Source organism: Taishania pollutisoli (genome assembly GCF_014518315.1).
GTDB classification, from domain to species: Bacteria; Bacteroidota; Bacteroidia; order Flavobacteriales_D; family Crocinitomicaceae; genus Taishania; species Taishania pollutisoli.
In genome coordinates this window covers 282341-296646 of the sequence record NZ_JACVEL010000004.1, presented here as the reverse complement: position 1 = coordinate 296646, position 14306 = coordinate 282341, and the positions used below count along the sequence as shown (strand labels likewise).

At 42.0% G+C, this 14306-nt stretch carries 10 protein-coding genes and 5 tRNA genes; all 15 read left to right on the top strand.

Translation table 11 applies throughout. The features are described from left to right. Nucleotides 1–38: 38 nt before the first annotated feature. Nucleotides 39–1004 carry an OmpA family protein gene (locus H9Y05_RS08430; protein ID WP_163489875.1) on the top strand — a complete coding sequence of 322 codons (966 nt, stop codon included), beginning with the start codon at nucleotides 39–41 and terminating at the stop codon, nucleotides 1002–1004. Between the two features lie 268 nt (nucleotides 1005–1272). Then, nucleotides 1273–1346, top strand: a tRNA-Thr gene (locus tag H9Y05_RS08425). Nucleotides 1347–1370: 24 nt separating this feature from the next. Beyond that, nucleotides 1371–1452: transfer RNA gene (locus H9Y05_RS08420), tRNA-Tyr, on the top strand. An 11-nt stretch (nucleotides 1453–1463) separates the two neighbouring features. Beyond that, a tRNA-Gly gene (locus H9Y05_RS08415) sits at nucleotides 1464–1536 on the top strand. A gap of 24 nt (nucleotides 1537–1560) precedes the next feature. After that, a tRNA-Thr gene (locus H9Y05_RS08410) sits at nucleotides 1561–1632 on the top strand. Nucleotides 1633–1730: 98 nt separating this feature from the next. Continuing rightward, entirely contained in the window at nucleotides 1731–2918 is a 1188-nt protein-coding gene (gene tuf / locus H9Y05_RS08405; RefSeq protein WP_163489874.1) for an elongation factor Tu, read from the top strand. A 48-nt stretch (nucleotides 2919–2966) separates the two neighbouring features. Next, nucleotides 2967–3039 (top strand) — tRNA-Trp (locus tag H9Y05_RS08400). 19 nt (nucleotides 3040–3058) lie between these two features. After that, the gene (gene secE, locus H9Y05_RS08395) at nucleotides 3059–3283 is read left to right on the top strand and encodes a preprotein translocase subunit SecE (RefSeq protein ID WP_163489873.1); all 225 of its coding nucleotides are present in this window, start codon (nucleotides 3059–3061) and stop codon (nucleotides 3281–3283) included. A 13-nt stretch (nucleotides 3284–3296) separates the two neighbouring features. Continuing rightward, entirely contained in the window at nucleotides 3297–3848 is a 552-nt protein-coding gene (gene nusG, locus H9Y05_RS08390; protein WP_163489872.1) for a transcription termination/antitermination protein NusG, read from the top strand. Between the two features lie 81 nt (nucleotides 3849–3929). Further along, nucleotides 3930–4379, top strand: a complete 450-nt coding sequence (gene rplK / locus H9Y05_RS08385) for a 50S ribosomal protein L11 (RefSeq protein WP_163489871.1) — start codon at nucleotides 3930–3932, stop codon at nucleotides 4377–4379. Between the two features lie 6 nt (nucleotides 4380–4385). Further along, nucleotides 4386–5081 carry a 50S ribosomal protein L1 gene (gene rplA / locus H9Y05_RS08380; RefSeq protein ID WP_216714025.1) on the top strand — a complete coding sequence of 232 codons (696 nt, stop codon included), beginning with the start codon at nucleotides 4386–4388 and terminating at the stop codon, nucleotides 5079–5081. A 12-nt stretch (nucleotides 5082–5093) separates the two neighbouring features. After that, nucleotides 5094–5615, top strand: a complete 522-nt coding sequence (gene rplJ, locus H9Y05_RS08375) for a 50S ribosomal protein L10 (protein WP_163489869.1) — start codon at nucleotides 5094–5096, stop codon at nucleotides 5613–5615. Nucleotides 5616–5658: 43 nt separating this feature from the next. Beyond that, nucleotides 5659–6036 carry a 50S ribosomal protein L7/L12 gene (gene rplL / locus H9Y05_RS08370; RefSeq protein WP_163489868.1) on the top strand — a complete coding sequence of 126 codons (378 nt, stop codon included), beginning with the start codon at nucleotides 5659–5661 and terminating at the stop codon, nucleotides 6034–6036. Between the two features lie 110 nt (nucleotides 6037–6146). Continuing rightward, entirely contained in the window at nucleotides 6147–9959 is a 3813-nt protein-coding gene (gene rpoB, locus H9Y05_RS08365) for a DNA-directed RNA polymerase subunit beta (RefSeq protein ID WP_163489867.1), read from the top strand. A 26-nt stretch (nucleotides 9960–9985) separates the two neighbouring features. After that, nucleotides 9986–14275, top strand: coding sequence for a DNA-directed RNA polymerase subunit beta' (gene rpoC / locus H9Y05_RS08360; protein ID WP_216714024.1), 4290 nt, complete (start codon nucleotides 9986–9988; stop codon nucleotides 14273–14275). Nucleotides 14276–14306 lie beyond the last annotated feature (31 nt).

Sequence of the window (14306 nt, the reverse complement as noted above, 5' to 3'; positions counted from 1 at the left end):
GTCCGATAACTTCAGAATTTTGTAAAAAACAAAAAATAATGAACAACAAGATTCTTTTTTCCGCGATTTTAATGCTTGCACTAACAGCATGTGTACCTTCCAAAAAATACAACGAATTACTGGAACGTGAAAAGCAATGCAACGAAGAACTGGAATCTTATAAAAGCCGTGCACTGACAGGTGAAGGAAAAGCGGCCGAATTCGAAGCAAAATACAATGTCCTGACCAAAGAAGTAGACGCACTAAAAAACGATACAACCAGGTTAGGAAACGAATACCGGGAGCTACAGGCACAATACGATAAAATTGTAGCACGTGTAGAAACACTGGAAACAACATTTGACAAATACCGTCTTTCAGGAGAAAAACAAACAGCAATGTTACAGGCAGATCTGGATGCCAAGAGTATCGAATTACAGCGCAAGCAAGACGAACTAACAAGCCTTGAAAACGAATTGAAGTCAAAACTTCAGCTACTGGCAGAACGTGAACAACGCGTAAATGAACTGGAAGAAATGATTGCCCGTCAGGAGCAGGCAACAAAAGCATTGAAACAAAAAGTTGCAAATGCCTTGAAAGGTTTTGAAAACAGAGGGTTGACTGTCAACGAGAAAAACGGAAAAATTTATGTCAGCCTGGAAGCTAAATTATTGTTTGCATCCGGAAGTACAAAAGTAGAAGAGGAAGGGAAAAAAGCGTTGGTAGAATTATCCAAAGTATTGGAATCTGAAAAAGACCTTGAGATCATCGTTGAAGGCCATACAGACACAGATAAACTGGCAAGTGCATCACATCCGAAAAATAACTGGGAGCTTTCCGTCCTCAGAGCAACTTCCGTGATTGAAATCATGCTGGCAAATTCAAAAATGAACCCGAAGCAACTAATGGCCGGTGGTCGTTCTGAGTTTCTTCCTGTCGATCCGAATGACAAAGCGAAAAACAGACGCATTGAGATCATCATCTCGCCCAACCTGAGCGCACTGTTTGAACTCATTGGCGGATAAACACCTCCAAATCCCGTCTTCATCACAAAAAAAGAAGTCCGTTCCTTTGCATGAAAATCATCCTGTGGCTATACGCTTTCAGCATGAAAGTGAGCAAATTAAACGAACATGCATCAAATAACAAGATCGGCACTTCAAAAATTATTTTAAAATACTTCAAAAAAAATCGCTTCTTCTGTTGCAGATAAAGAATTCTTGTATATCTTTGCAATCCGATTTGTGAAAATTGGTTGAAAAAAGTTCTTTAATTCTTGAATCAAAACAATAAGCCGATGTAGCTCAGCTGGCTAGAGCAGCTGATTTGTAATCAGCAGGTCGTGGGTTCGAGTCCCTCTATCGGCTCTTATTTGTTTGAATATATTTTTTGGGGGGATACTCAAGCGGCCAACGAGATCAGACTGTAAATCTGCTGACTATGTCTTCGCAGGTTCGAATCCTGCTCCCCCCACAAAAGATTAAGCGGGAGTAGCTCAGTTGGTAGAGCGTCAGCCTTCCAAGCTGAGGGTCGCGAGTTCGAATCTCGTCTCCCGCTCAACAAAAATTAAAGATCTTTTCAGCCGGTGTAGCTCAGTGGTAGAGCGCTTCCTTGGTAAGGAAGAGGTCACGAGTTCAATTCTCGTCATTGGCTCGAGAATTACTTTGGATTGACTTTCACTCAATAGTATGGGTGAAATTTGGTATATATATAAATTTGTTTTTTTATTAACTAAGTAACAAAGATAAACAATGGCTAAGGAAAATTTCGACCGTTCCAAACCACACGTAAACATTGGAACAATTGGTCACGTTGACCACGGAAAGACAACTTTGACTGCAGCAATCTCAAGTGTATTGGCATCTCAAGGTCTGGCTGAATCACGCGATTTCTCTTCTATCGACAACGCACCGGAAGAAAAAGAGCGTGGTATTACAATTAACACATCTCACATTGAGTACCAAACAGTAAACCGTCACTACGCGCACGTTGACTGTCCAGGTCACGCCGACTATGTAAAGAACATGGTTACGGGAGCTGCTCAGATGGACGGAGCGATCCTGGTTGTAGCTGCAACTGACGGACCAATGCCACAAACACGTGAGCACATCCTTTTAGGACGCCAGGTAGGTGTTCCAAGAATGGTTGTTTTCATGAACAAAGTGGACATGGTAGACGACGCTGAGTTGTTGGAATTGGTTGAGATGGAAATCAGAGATTTGCTTTCTTTCTACGATTATGATGGTGACAATACACCGGTTATCAAAGGTTCTGCTTTGGGAGCTTTGAACGGAGAACCACAATGGGTAGAAACAGTAAACGAATTGATGAACGCTGTTGATACTTGGATCGAATTGCCTCCACGTGATATTGAGAAGCCTTTCTTGATGCCGGTTGAAGACGTATTTACGATCACTGGTCGTGGTACTGTAGCAACAGGACGTATTGAAACAGGTGTTATCAACTCTGGTGAAGCAGTAGATATCCTGGGAATGGGTGACGAGAAATTGTCTTCTACTGTTACAGGAGTTGAGATGTTCCGTAAAATTTTGGACAGAGGTGAAGCTGGTGACAACGTTGGTTTGTTGTTGAGAGGTATTGAAAAATCTCAAATCAAACGAGGAATGGTTATCTGTAAACCAGGTTCAACAAAACCGCACAAAACATTCAAAGCTGAGATTTACGTTTTGAAGAAAGAAGAAGGTGGACGTCACACTCCGTTCCACAACAAATACCGTCCGCAATTCTATTTCCGTACAACTGACGTTACAGGTGAAATCATCTTGACTGACGGACGTGAAATGGTTATGCCAGGTGATAACGTATCTATCCAGGTTAACCTGATCGTACCGGTTGCAATGGACAAAGGATTACGTTTCGCTATCCGTGAAGGTGGTAGAACTGTAGGAGCTGGTCAGGTAACTGAAATCGTTGACTAATTAGTCACAAAAAATAAAGAGGAAGTTTCGGCTTCCTCTTACTTATACACGGGCGTAGCTCAGCTGGTAGAGTAGTGGTCTCCAAAACCATTGGTCGTGGGTTCGAATCCTACCGCCCGTGCAACTTTAAAACAAGCAAAGTGTCAAAAGTAAAAAACTATATCAACGAAACAGTTACGGAGATGGTTCACAATGTATCGTGGCCAACCTGGAAAGAGTTGCAAAGTAACACAATCATTGTGGTCGTTGCTTCCATCATTATATCGTTGATCATTTTCGTGATCGATTATTTGGTTGGAATCGTACCTGTTGATTCAAATGGATTCTGGAAAGGTCTTCTTGGCTTCATTTACAGTGGATTTTAAATAGTTCTTGGAAATGGGAGAAATTAAGAAACGTTGGTACGTTGTAAGAGCTGTAAGTGGGAAAGAGAAAAAGGTAAAAGAATATCTTGACCTTGAAATTTCCCGTTTAAAGCTGGGAGATTATGTGGATCAGGTATTGATCCCTACTGAGAAAGTATTTCAAATGAGAAACGGGAAAAAAGTAAGCAAAGAAAGAGCTTACCTTCCCGGATATGTGTTGATTGAAGCAGCTTTGGTTGGTGAGGTTTCTCACGTTATCAAAAGTATTCCGAATGTCATTGGTTTCCTTGGAACAGAAAAGGGAGGTGATCCCGTTCCGATGCGCCTGGCGGAAGTGAATCGAATCTTAGGAAAAGTAGATGAACTTTCCGAAACGGAAGAAGAAATGAAAATCCCTTATGTTGTGGGAGAATCCGTGAAAGTAATCGACGGACCATTCAATAACTTCTCCGGTACAATCGAAGAAATCAACGAAGAGAAGAAAAAATTAAAAGTGATGGTAAAAATCTTTGGAAGAAAGAATTTGCTGGAACTAAGCTACATGCAAGTAGAAAAAGAAATTTAATCGTTTTTTTAACCCGTAGGAGTGAGTGACGACTAAAGCTTCCCGTCTATACTCATGTTTGACTACATAATTTAAATACAAATGGCAAAAGAAGTATCAGGCTTGATTAAATTGCAAATCAAAGGTGGTGCTGCCAATCCTGCTCCTCCGGTAGGACCTGCATTAGGTTCTAAAGGAGTTAACATCATGGAGTTCTGTAAGCAGTTTAATGCCAGAACACAGGATAAAGCAGGGAAAGTAGTTCCAGTGGTTATTACTGTATACAGTGATAAATCATTTGATTTTGTATTGAAAACAGCACCGGCGGCTTCTCAAATCATGGAAATTGGTAAATTCAAGAAAGGATCAGGTGAGCCTAACCGCTCTAAAATCGGATCTATTTCTTGGGACCAGGTTCGTACGATTGCAGAAGACAAATTACCGGATTTGAATTGTTTTACAGTTGACTCAGCAATGTCGATGGTTGCAGGTACTGCACGAAGCATGGGTGTAACAGTAAAAGGTGGTGAAGAACCTAAATCTAAAAACTAGTAAGTTATGGCAAGAGTATCTAAGAAAAGAAAAGAGATTTTGGCGAAATACGATTTCTCCAAATCTTACAACTTGGCTGACGCTAGTAATTTGGTAAAGGAAATCTCAACTACTAAATTTGATGCGTCTATTGATGTATCCGTTCGTTTGGGTGTAGATCCGCGTAAAGCAAACCAAATGGTTCGTGGAACAGTGGCATTGCCTCACGGAACTGGTAAAGATGTAAGAGTATTGGTATTGTGTACTCCGGACAAAGAAGCAGAAGCTAAAGCTGCCGGAGCTGACCACGTTGGTTTGGACGATTATATCGAAAAAATCAAAGGAGGTTGGACAGATATCGATGTGATTATTACAGTTCCTTCGGTAATGGGTAAAGTAGGTGCTTTGGGACGTATTTTAGGTCCTAGAGGATTGATGCCTAACCCTAAAACAGGAACGGTTACTATGGATGTAGCTAAAGCTGTTGAAGAAGTAAAAGCAGGAAAGATCGATTTCAAAGTTGACAAATTTGGTAACATCCACGCAGGAATTGCACGAGCAAGCTTCAGCGGAGATAAAATCAAGGAAAACGTAAACGAATTGGTCCAAATGCTTATTAAATTGAAACCGTCTGCTGCAAAAGGGACTTATATCAAGAGTATTTACTTGAGTGCAACAATGAGCCCAAGTGTACAAGTTGATACAAAGTCTGTTGTTGCTTAAAACTGATTTATTATGAATAGAGAAGAAAAAGCAAAGTATATAGATGAATTGGTTGCCCAGTTAAATGAGGCAAACATCATCTACCTGGCAGATACGGCAGATTTGACTGTTGATGTTGTTAACCAGTTAAGAAGAAAATGCTTTCAGCAAAACATCGGTATCCGTGTTGTTAAAAACACGTTACTGGCAAAAGCATTGGAAAGAGTAGAAGGGAAAAACTTCGGTGAATTACCAACTGTTCTTAGTGGAGCAACTTCAATCATGTTCTCCGAAGTAGGAAATGCTCCTGCGAAATTGATCAAAGACTTCCGTGCGAAAAACGCAAAACCTTTGTTGAAAGGTGCGTACATCGAAGAAGCTGTGTTTATTGGTGACAACCAATTGGATGCGCTTGTTGCGATCAAAAGCAAAGAAGAAGTTATTGGCGATATCATCGGATTACTTCAAAGTCCTGCTAAAAATGTTGTTTCCGCTCTTAAAGGGCAAGGAGGCAAGATTGCCGGGATTCTTAAAACGCTCGAAGAAAGAGCATAAATTAATTAAAATTATTTTTGAACCTTTTTAAAAATTAAATAAAATGGCAGATTTAAAACAAATCGCAGAAACGTTGGTTAACTTGACAGTTAAAGAAGTTAACGAATTGGCTACTATCTTGAAAGATGAGTACGGAATTGAACCAGCAGCAGCAGCAGTAGCTGTAGCAGCAGTTGGTGGAGCTGGAGCTGGAGAAGCTGCAGCAGAAAAAACTGAGTTCGACGTAATCTTGAAATCAGGTGGTGCTAACAAATTGGCTGTAGTTAAATTGGTAAAAGAATTGACTGGTCAAGGTTTGAAAGAAGCGAAAGAATTAGTAGATGGTGCTCCTGCAACATTGAAAGAAGCGGTTTCTAAAGACGAGGCTGAAGGTCTGAAAAAGTCTTTGGAAGAAGCTGGAGCTGAAGTTGAAGTTAAGTAATTATTACTTTATAGCACAGGAAGGCGTTCGTCATTTGACGGATGCCTATTCCTGTTTTTAATGCGTAGAGACGCAGAAATGCCCATATTCATATACAAAAACGTTTGACATTGGCAACATCAAATAACATATCAACAAGAGTGAACTTTGCATCTGGCAAAGCTCAATTTGATTATCCTGACTTTTTGGATATTCAGTTAAAATCTTTCCAGGAATTCTTCCAGTTGGAAACAACCCCGGAAAACCGTGAAAGTGAAGGATTATTTAAAGTATTTGCAGAAAACTTCCCGATCACTGATACACGTAATCAGTTCGTATTGGAATTCCTCGACTACTTTATTGATCCCCCTAGATATACAATTGAAGAGTGTATCGAACGTGGGTTAACGTATAGTGTTCCACTGAAAGCAAAGTTAAAACTATACTGTACGGATCCTGAACACGAAGATTTTGAAACAATCGTACAGGACGTATATTTGGGTACTATTCCCTACATGACTCCGAAAGGATCATTTGTTGTGAACGGAGCAGAACGTGTGATCGTTTCTCAGTTGCACAGATCTCCCGGTGTGTTCTTCGGTCAAAGCCGACACGCAAACGGAGCAAAGTTGTATTCAGCTCGTGTTATCCCTTTCAAAGGATCATGGATTGAATTCGCAACAGACATCAATAATGTAATGTATGCTTATATCGATCGTAAGAAAAAGTTGCCTGTTACAACTCTTTTCCGCGCGATCGGATACGAAAGCGATAAAGATATATTAGAAATTTTCGGACTGGCGGATGAAATCAAAGTTTCTAAAGCTGCCCTGAAAAAATTAGTAGGTAGAAAACTGGCTGCACGTGTATTGAAATCATGGATCGAAGATTTCGTGGATGAAGATACAGGAGAAGTAGTATCCATCGAACGTAACGAAGTATTATTGGATCGTGAAACGGTGCTGGAAGACGATCACGTTGATTTGATCATCGATGCGGGAATCAAAACAGTGATCCTTCACAAAGAAGATTCCAACAGTGCTGATTTTACAATCATCTACAATACACTTCAAAAAGATACTTCCAACTCGGAAAAAGAAGCCGTTGAACATATTTACCGCCAGTTGCGTAACGCAGAACCACCTGATTACGAAACGGCAAAATCTGTATTCGAAAAACTATTCTTCTCTGATACACGTTACGATTTAGGAGAAGTTGGTCGTTTCAGATTGAACAAAAAACTGGGTATCGACGATTCAGAAGAGTCCCGCGTATTAACGAAAGGAGACATCATCCTGATCATCAAATACCTGATCGAGTTGATTAACTCAAAAGCAGATGTGGATGATATCGACCACTTGTCTAACCGCCGTGTAAGAACGGTAGGTGAGCAATTATATGCTCAGTTCGGTGTTGGTTTGGCTCGTATGGCCAGAACAATCCGTGAGCGTATGAACGTTCGTGATAACGAAGTCTTCACTCCTATCGACTTGATCAACGCGAAGACATTGTCTTCCGTGATTAACTCATTCTTCGGAACAAACCAGTTGTCTCAGTTTATGGATCAGACCAACCCGCTGTCGGAGGTAACTCACAAGCGTCGTTTGTCTGCATTAGGACCTGGTGGACTTTCCCGTGACCGTGCCGGATTTGAGGTACGTGACGTTCACTACACGCACTACGGTCGTTTGTGTACGATTGAAACACCGGAAGGACCGAACATCGGTTTGATCTCTTCATTGTGTGTATTTGCGAAAGTGAATAAATTAGGATTCATTGAAACTCCATACCGTCCGGTAGATAAAGGAGTCGTTAACTTGAAAGATGAGCCGATTTACCTGACAGCAGAAGAAGAAGATGCAAAAACAATTGCACAGGCAAACGCGAAAGTAGACGAAAAAGGACAATTCCTTACTGAGTTTGTAAAAGCGCGCTACGAAGGAGACTTCCCGTTGGTGAACCCGGATCAGTTGAACCTGATGGACGTAGGTGCCAACCAGATTGCATCCATTGCCGCATCTTCCATCCCGTTCTTAGAGCACGATGATGCCAACCGTGCCCTGATGGGATCCAACATGCAGCGTCAGGCAGTTCCGTTGTTAAAACCATCTTCACCGATTGTTGGAACAGGAATCGAGCGCCTGGTTGCAAGAGATTCACGTGTATTGGTAAATGCAGAAGGTTCCGGAGTAGTAACGTATGTTGATGCCAATGAAATCGTAATCACATACGATTGGACGGAAGACGATAAATTAGTAAGTTTTGAAACGGAAGAAAAACGTTACAGCCTTACGAAGTTCCAAAAAACCAACCAAAGTACATGTATCAACCTCAAGCCGATTGTTAAGACAGGTGACAGAGTTGAAAAAGGACAGGTACTGTGTGAAGGATACGCAACACAACAAGGAGAGCTGGCATTGGGTCAGAACCTGAAAGTTGCCTTCATGCCATGGAAAGGATACAACTTCGAGGATGCGATCGTGATTTCTGAAAAAGTAGTACGCGATGATATCTTCACATCTATTCACATTGATGAATATACACTGGAGGTACGTGATACAAAACGAGGAATGGAAGAATTAACTTCCGATATTCCAAACGTTTCAGAAGAAGCAACAAAAGACCTGGATGAAAACGGATTGATCCGTATCGGAGCGGAAATCAAAGAAGGAGATATCCTGATTGGTAAAATCACGCCGAAAGGAGAAACAGATCCTTCTCCGGAAGAAAAACTATTGCGCGCAATCTTTGGTGACAAAGCTGGTGACGTGAAAGATGCATCGTTAAAAGCAGGACCTTCATTGAGAGGGGTTGTCATCGATAAAAAATTGTTCTCAAGAGCAGTTAAAGACCGCAAAGCGAAAGCACAGGACAAACCATTGTTGGAAAGCCTGGATTCAGAATACGAAAAGGATTATGCAGTCTTGAAAAAGCAATTGGTTGACAAATTATTGAAAATCATCGGTGAAGAGAAATCTGCAGGTGTATTCAATAACTTCCGTGAAGAGATCATCAAAAAGAGCTCAAAATTCACAGAAAAGAACCTGTATGCGATTGACTACACAATCATCAATCCGACAAACTGGACAGCTGATGCACGTTTGAATACATTGATCGGTCGTGTGTTGCACAACTTTACAATCAAGTCAAACGACATTCTCGGAGCATACAAGCGTAAGAAATTCCATATTTCCGTAGGAGATGAACTGCCAGCAGGTATCATCAAAATGGCAAAAGTTTACGTTGCGAAAAAACGTAAACTGAAAGTCGGGGACAAAATGGCGGGACGTCACGGTAACAAAGGTATCGTTGCCAATATCGTTCGTCAGGAAGACATGCCGTTCCTCGAAGACGGAACTCCGGTTGATATCGTGTTGAACCCGTTAGGGGTACCTTCCCGTATGAACCTTGGACAGATTTACGAAACTGTTCTTGGATGGGCAGGAGAAAAACTGGGTGTTAAATTTGCAACTCCAATCTTTGACGGAGCACATCCTTCAGAAATTGATGACTACTGTGAAAAAGCAGGAATTCCGAAATCAGGTAAAACATACCTGTACGACGGAGGAACGGGAGATCGTTTCCACCAACCTGCAACAGTGGGAATCATTTACATGTTGAAATTATCTCACATGGTGGATGACAAAATGCACGCACGTTCTATCGGACCATACTCGTTGATCACGCAGCAACCTCTTGGAGGTAAAGCACAATTCGGAGGTCAGCGTTTTGGAGAGATGGAGGTTTGGGCATTGGAAGCATTCGGTGCCGCTAACATCCTGCAGGAAATATTGACAGTGAAATCTGATGACGTGATGGGTCGTGCGAAAGCGTACGAAGCAATCGTTAAAGGAGACAACATTCCTGAACCGGGAATTCCTGAATCATTCAACGTATTGTTGCATGAGTTGAGAGGATTGTGTCTGAACGTATCATTGGATTAATTTTGAACTAAGAAACAAGCATTATCATGGCTTTTAGAAAAGAAACACCAAAAAAACAAAGTAGCTTCAACAAAATAACCATCTCTCTGGCTTCGCCGGAAGTGATTTTGGAGCAGTCTAGCGGGGAGGTTTTAAAGCCGGAAACGATTAACTATCGTACCTATAAGCCGGAACGTGATGGTCTTTTCTGTGAACGAATTTTCGGTCCTGTAAAAGATTATGAATGTCACTGTGGTAAATACAAGCGCATCCGATACAAAGGAATTGTTTGTGACCGTTGTGGTGTTGAAGTAACGGAGAAAAAAGTACGCCGTGAGCGTATGGGGCACATCTCATTGGTGGTTCCTGTAGCACACATCTGGTACTTCCGTTCACTTCCGAATAAAATCGGTTACCTGTTGGGGTTGCCAACAAAAAAACTGGATCAGATCATTTACTACGAACGTTACGTAGTCATTCAACCGGGGATCGCATCATCTGTAGATGGTTCGGTATTAAACAAAATGGATTTCTTAACGGAAGAAGAATACCTGGACATCCTGGATTCGTTGCCAAAAGAAAACCAATACCTGGAAGATACAGATCCAAACAAGTTCATCGCAAAAATGGGTGCGGAAGCACTACACGATTTGCTGAGAATGCTGGATTTGGAGCAAACATCTTATGATTTGCGTCACCAGGCAAACACTGAAACTTCTGTGCAACGTAAGCACGAAGCATTGAAGCGTTTGCAGGTGGTAGAATCCATGCGTGAATCTCAGGAACGTATTGACAACCGTCCGGAATGGATGATTGTAAAAGTAGTTCCGGTAATTCCACCTGAATTGCGTCCGTTGGTTCCGTTGGACGGTGGACGTTTCGCAACATCGGATTTGAACGACCTTTACCGTCGTGTGATCATCCGTAACAACCGTTTGAAGCGGTTGATCGAAATCAAAGCTCCGGAAGTAATCTTGCGTAACGAAAAACGTATGTTACAGGAAGCGGTTGACTCCTTGTTTGACAACTCAAGAAAATCTTCTGCAGTTAAGACAGAATCAAACAGACCGTTGAAATCCCTTTCTGATTCATTGAAAGGAAAACAAGGGCGTTTCCGTCAAAACTTGTTAGGAAAGCGTGTCGATTATTCAGCGCGTTCTGTAATCGTCGTTGGTCCTACATTGAAACTGCATGAGTGTGGTTTACCAAAAGACATGGCCGCTGAACTTTACAAACCGTTTATCATCCGTAAGATGATTGAGCGTGGAATTGTGAAAACAGTAAAATCTGCGAAGAAAATCGTTGACAGAAAAGAGCCGGTAGTTTGGGATATCTTAGAAAACGTATTGAAAGGACACCCTGTGTTACTGAACCGTGCCCCTACTTTGCACCGTTTGGGGATCCAGGCATTCCAGCCAAAATTAATCGAAGGAAAAGCGATTCGTTTGCACCCGTTGGTAACAACAGCATTCAACGCCGATTTCGATGGTGACCAGATGGCGGTTCACTTACCATTGGGTAACGCTGCAATCCTGGAAGCACAATTATTGATGCTGGCATCTCACAACATTCTGAACCCTGCAAACGGAGCACCGATTGCCGTACCTTCTCAAGACATGGTCCTTGGTCTGTACTATATCACAAAAGGAAAACGTTCTACGGAAACAGAAATTGTAAAAGGTGAAGGTGGTATTTTCTACTCTGCGGAAGAAGTAGAAATTGCATACAACGAAGGGAAACTGGATCTGCACGCCCACATCAAAGTGAAAGTGTACGATCTGAACTTCGATGGTGAATCGGAATTGATGTTGAAAGAAACAACATGCGGACGTGTATTGTTCAACCAGGTTGTACCACGTGAAGCAGGATATATCAATGACGTAATGACGAAAAAAGCATTGCGTGACATCATCGGACACGTATTGAAAGTTTCCGGAACAGCGCGTTCAGCGAAATTCCTGGATGATATCAAAGAATTGGGATATGAAATGGCATTCAAAGGAGGTCTTTCATTCAACCTGGACGACATTATCATTCCGAAAGAAAAAGCAATTTACGTTGAAAAAGCGGAAGACGATGTAAAAGAGGTGATGATGAACTATAACATGGGATTGATCACCAACAACGAACGCTACAACCAGATCATTGATATCTGGACGCATACCAACTCCCGATTGACACAAACATTGATGGATCAGCTGAAAAACGACCGTCAAGGGTTTAACTCCATCTACATGATGTACGATTCAGGAGCCCGTGGTTCGAAAGAACAGATTCGTCAGTTATCCGGAATGCGTGGATTGATGGCGAAACCGCAAAAATCAGGAGCAACAAGTCAGGAAATTATTGAAAACCCGATCCTTTCCAACTTTAAGGAAGGTCTTTCGATCTTAGAGTACTTTATCTCTACCCACGGTGCACGTAAAGGTTTGGCCGATACGGCATTGAAAACAGCCGATGCAGGTTACCTGACACGCCGTCTGGTAGACGTTGCCCAGGATGTGGTAATCAATGCAGAAGATTGTGGTACCTTAAGAGGACTTCACGCTACTGCACTGCGTAAAAATGATGAAATCGTTGAACCGTTATACGATCGTATTTTAGGACGTACATCTGTACACGATGTTTACGAACCTGAAACAGACAATCTGATCGTTGCTGCAGGAGAATTGATCTCCGAAGACGTGGCTGCGGCAATTGACAATGCAGGAATTGAGGAAGTTGAAATCCGCTCTGTATTGACATGTGAAATGAGAAGAGGGGTATGTTCGAAATGTTACGGACGCAACCTGTCAACTCACCGCCTGGCTCAGCACGGAGATTCAGTAGGTGTTGTTGCTGCACAATCCATCGGGGAACCAGGTACACAGTTGACACTACGTACATTCCACGTTGGGGGTACCGCTTCTAACATTGCTGATGAATCAGATTTGAAAGCAAAAATTTCAGGTAAACTGGAAATCGATGAATTGCGAACAATTACATCAAAAGACGCAAACGGAAGCAGCGTGGAAATTGTTGTCGGACGTTCAGCTGAATTGAGAATCATCGATGAGAAAACCGGAATTGTAGCGATGCACGCAAACATCCCTTACGGAGCTGAAATGAAAGTTGCTAACAACACGAAAGTGAAGAAAGGTGACGTGATCTGTAAATGGGACCCGTACAACGCTGTAATCGTTTCAGAAGTGGCCGGTAATGTTGTATTCGACAGTATCCAGGAAGGTGTTACGTTCCGTGAAGAAGTCGATGAACAAACAGGATTTACCGAAAAAGTAATTACTGAATCAAGAGATAAGAAAAAGAACCCTGCGATTCACATCGTTGACAAGAAAACGAAAGAAATCTTACGGGAATATTCATTACCGGTTGACGCACACATCGCCATTAAAGAAGGTGAAACAATTGAAGCAGGTAAAATCCTCGTTAAAATCCCGCGTAAAGCAGGTAAGACAGGGGATATCACCGGAGGTCTTCCACGTGTAACGGAGTTGTTCGAAGCACGTAACCCTTCCAACCCTGCAATTGTTGCTGAAATCGACGGTATTGCAGAATACGGCAAGATCAAACGCGGTAACCGTGAGATTTCGATTACGTCTAAATCAGGTGAAGTTCGCAAGTACTTGGTACCGCTTTCCAAGCACATCCTTGTACAGGAAAACGACTTCGTACGTGCAGGACAACCGTTATCTGACGGAGCAATTACTCCGAACGATATTCTGAACATTCAGGGACCTACAAAAGTACAGGAGTACTTAGTAAATGAAATTCAGGAAGTTTACCGTTTACAAGGGGTAAAAATCAACGACAAGCACTTTGAGGTGATCGTTCGTCAGATGATGTTAAAAGCAGAAATTGTTGATGCCGGAGACACACGCTTCCTGGAAGGTCAGTCCATCCACAAAGCGGATATCATGGAAGAAAACGATGCGATCTACGGTAAAAAAGTAGTGGTTGACGCAGGAGATTCTACAGAATTGAAAGCAGGACAAATTGTTTCTGCGCGTAAATTGAGAGATGAAAACTCACAATTGAAACGCGCTGACAAGAAACTGGTTGACGCAAGAGATGCCGTTCCTGCAACTTCTACTCCATTGCTTCAGGGTATCACACGTGCTTCCCTTCAGACACAATCGTTTATTTCTGCGGCATCGTTCCAGGAAACAACGAAAGTATTGAATGAGGCTGCTGTTGCCGGAAAAGAAGACCACTTGTTAGGATTGAAAGAAAACGTTATCGTTGGACACTTGATCCCTGCAGGTACCGGAGTTCGCAGATTCCAGAAAATGGTTGTTGCCGACAAAGAACAATACGAAGAATTAGTTGATAGAAAATAATCATTCGTAAATGATACAAAAAAGGGATCTG

Bases quoted from the DNA above. Each gene is read 5' to 3' on its own strand.
- rplJ (WP_163489869.1), top strand. From the start codon at position 5,094: ATGAATAGAGAAGAAAAAGCAAAGTATATAGATGAATTGGTTGCCCAG.
- rpoC (WP_216714024.1), top strand. From the start codon at position 9,986: ATGGCTTTTAGAAAAGAAACACCAAAAAAACAAAGTAGCTTCAACAAA.
- tuf (WP_163489874.1), top strand. From the start codon at position 1,731: ATGGCTAAGGAAAATTTCGACCGTTCCAAACCACACGTAAACATTGGA.
- rplA (WP_216714025.1), top strand. From the start codon at position 4,386: ATGGCAAGAGTATCTAAGAAAAGAAAAGAGATTTTGGCGAAATACGAT.
- nusG (WP_163489872.1), top strand. From the start codon at position 3,297: ATGGGAGAAATTAAGAAACGTTGGTACGTTGTAAGAGCTGTAAGTGGG.
- H9Y05_RS08430 (WP_163489875.1), top strand. From the start codon at position 39: ATGAACAACAAGATTCTTTTTTCCGCGATTTTAATGCTTGCACTAACA.
- rplK (WP_163489871.1), top strand. From the start codon at position 3,930: ATGGCAAAAGAAGTATCAGGCTTGATTAAATTGCAAATCAAAGGTGGT.
- rplL (WP_163489868.1), top strand. From the start codon at position 5,659: ATGGCAGATTTAAAACAAATCGCAGAAACGTTGGTTAACTTGACAGTT.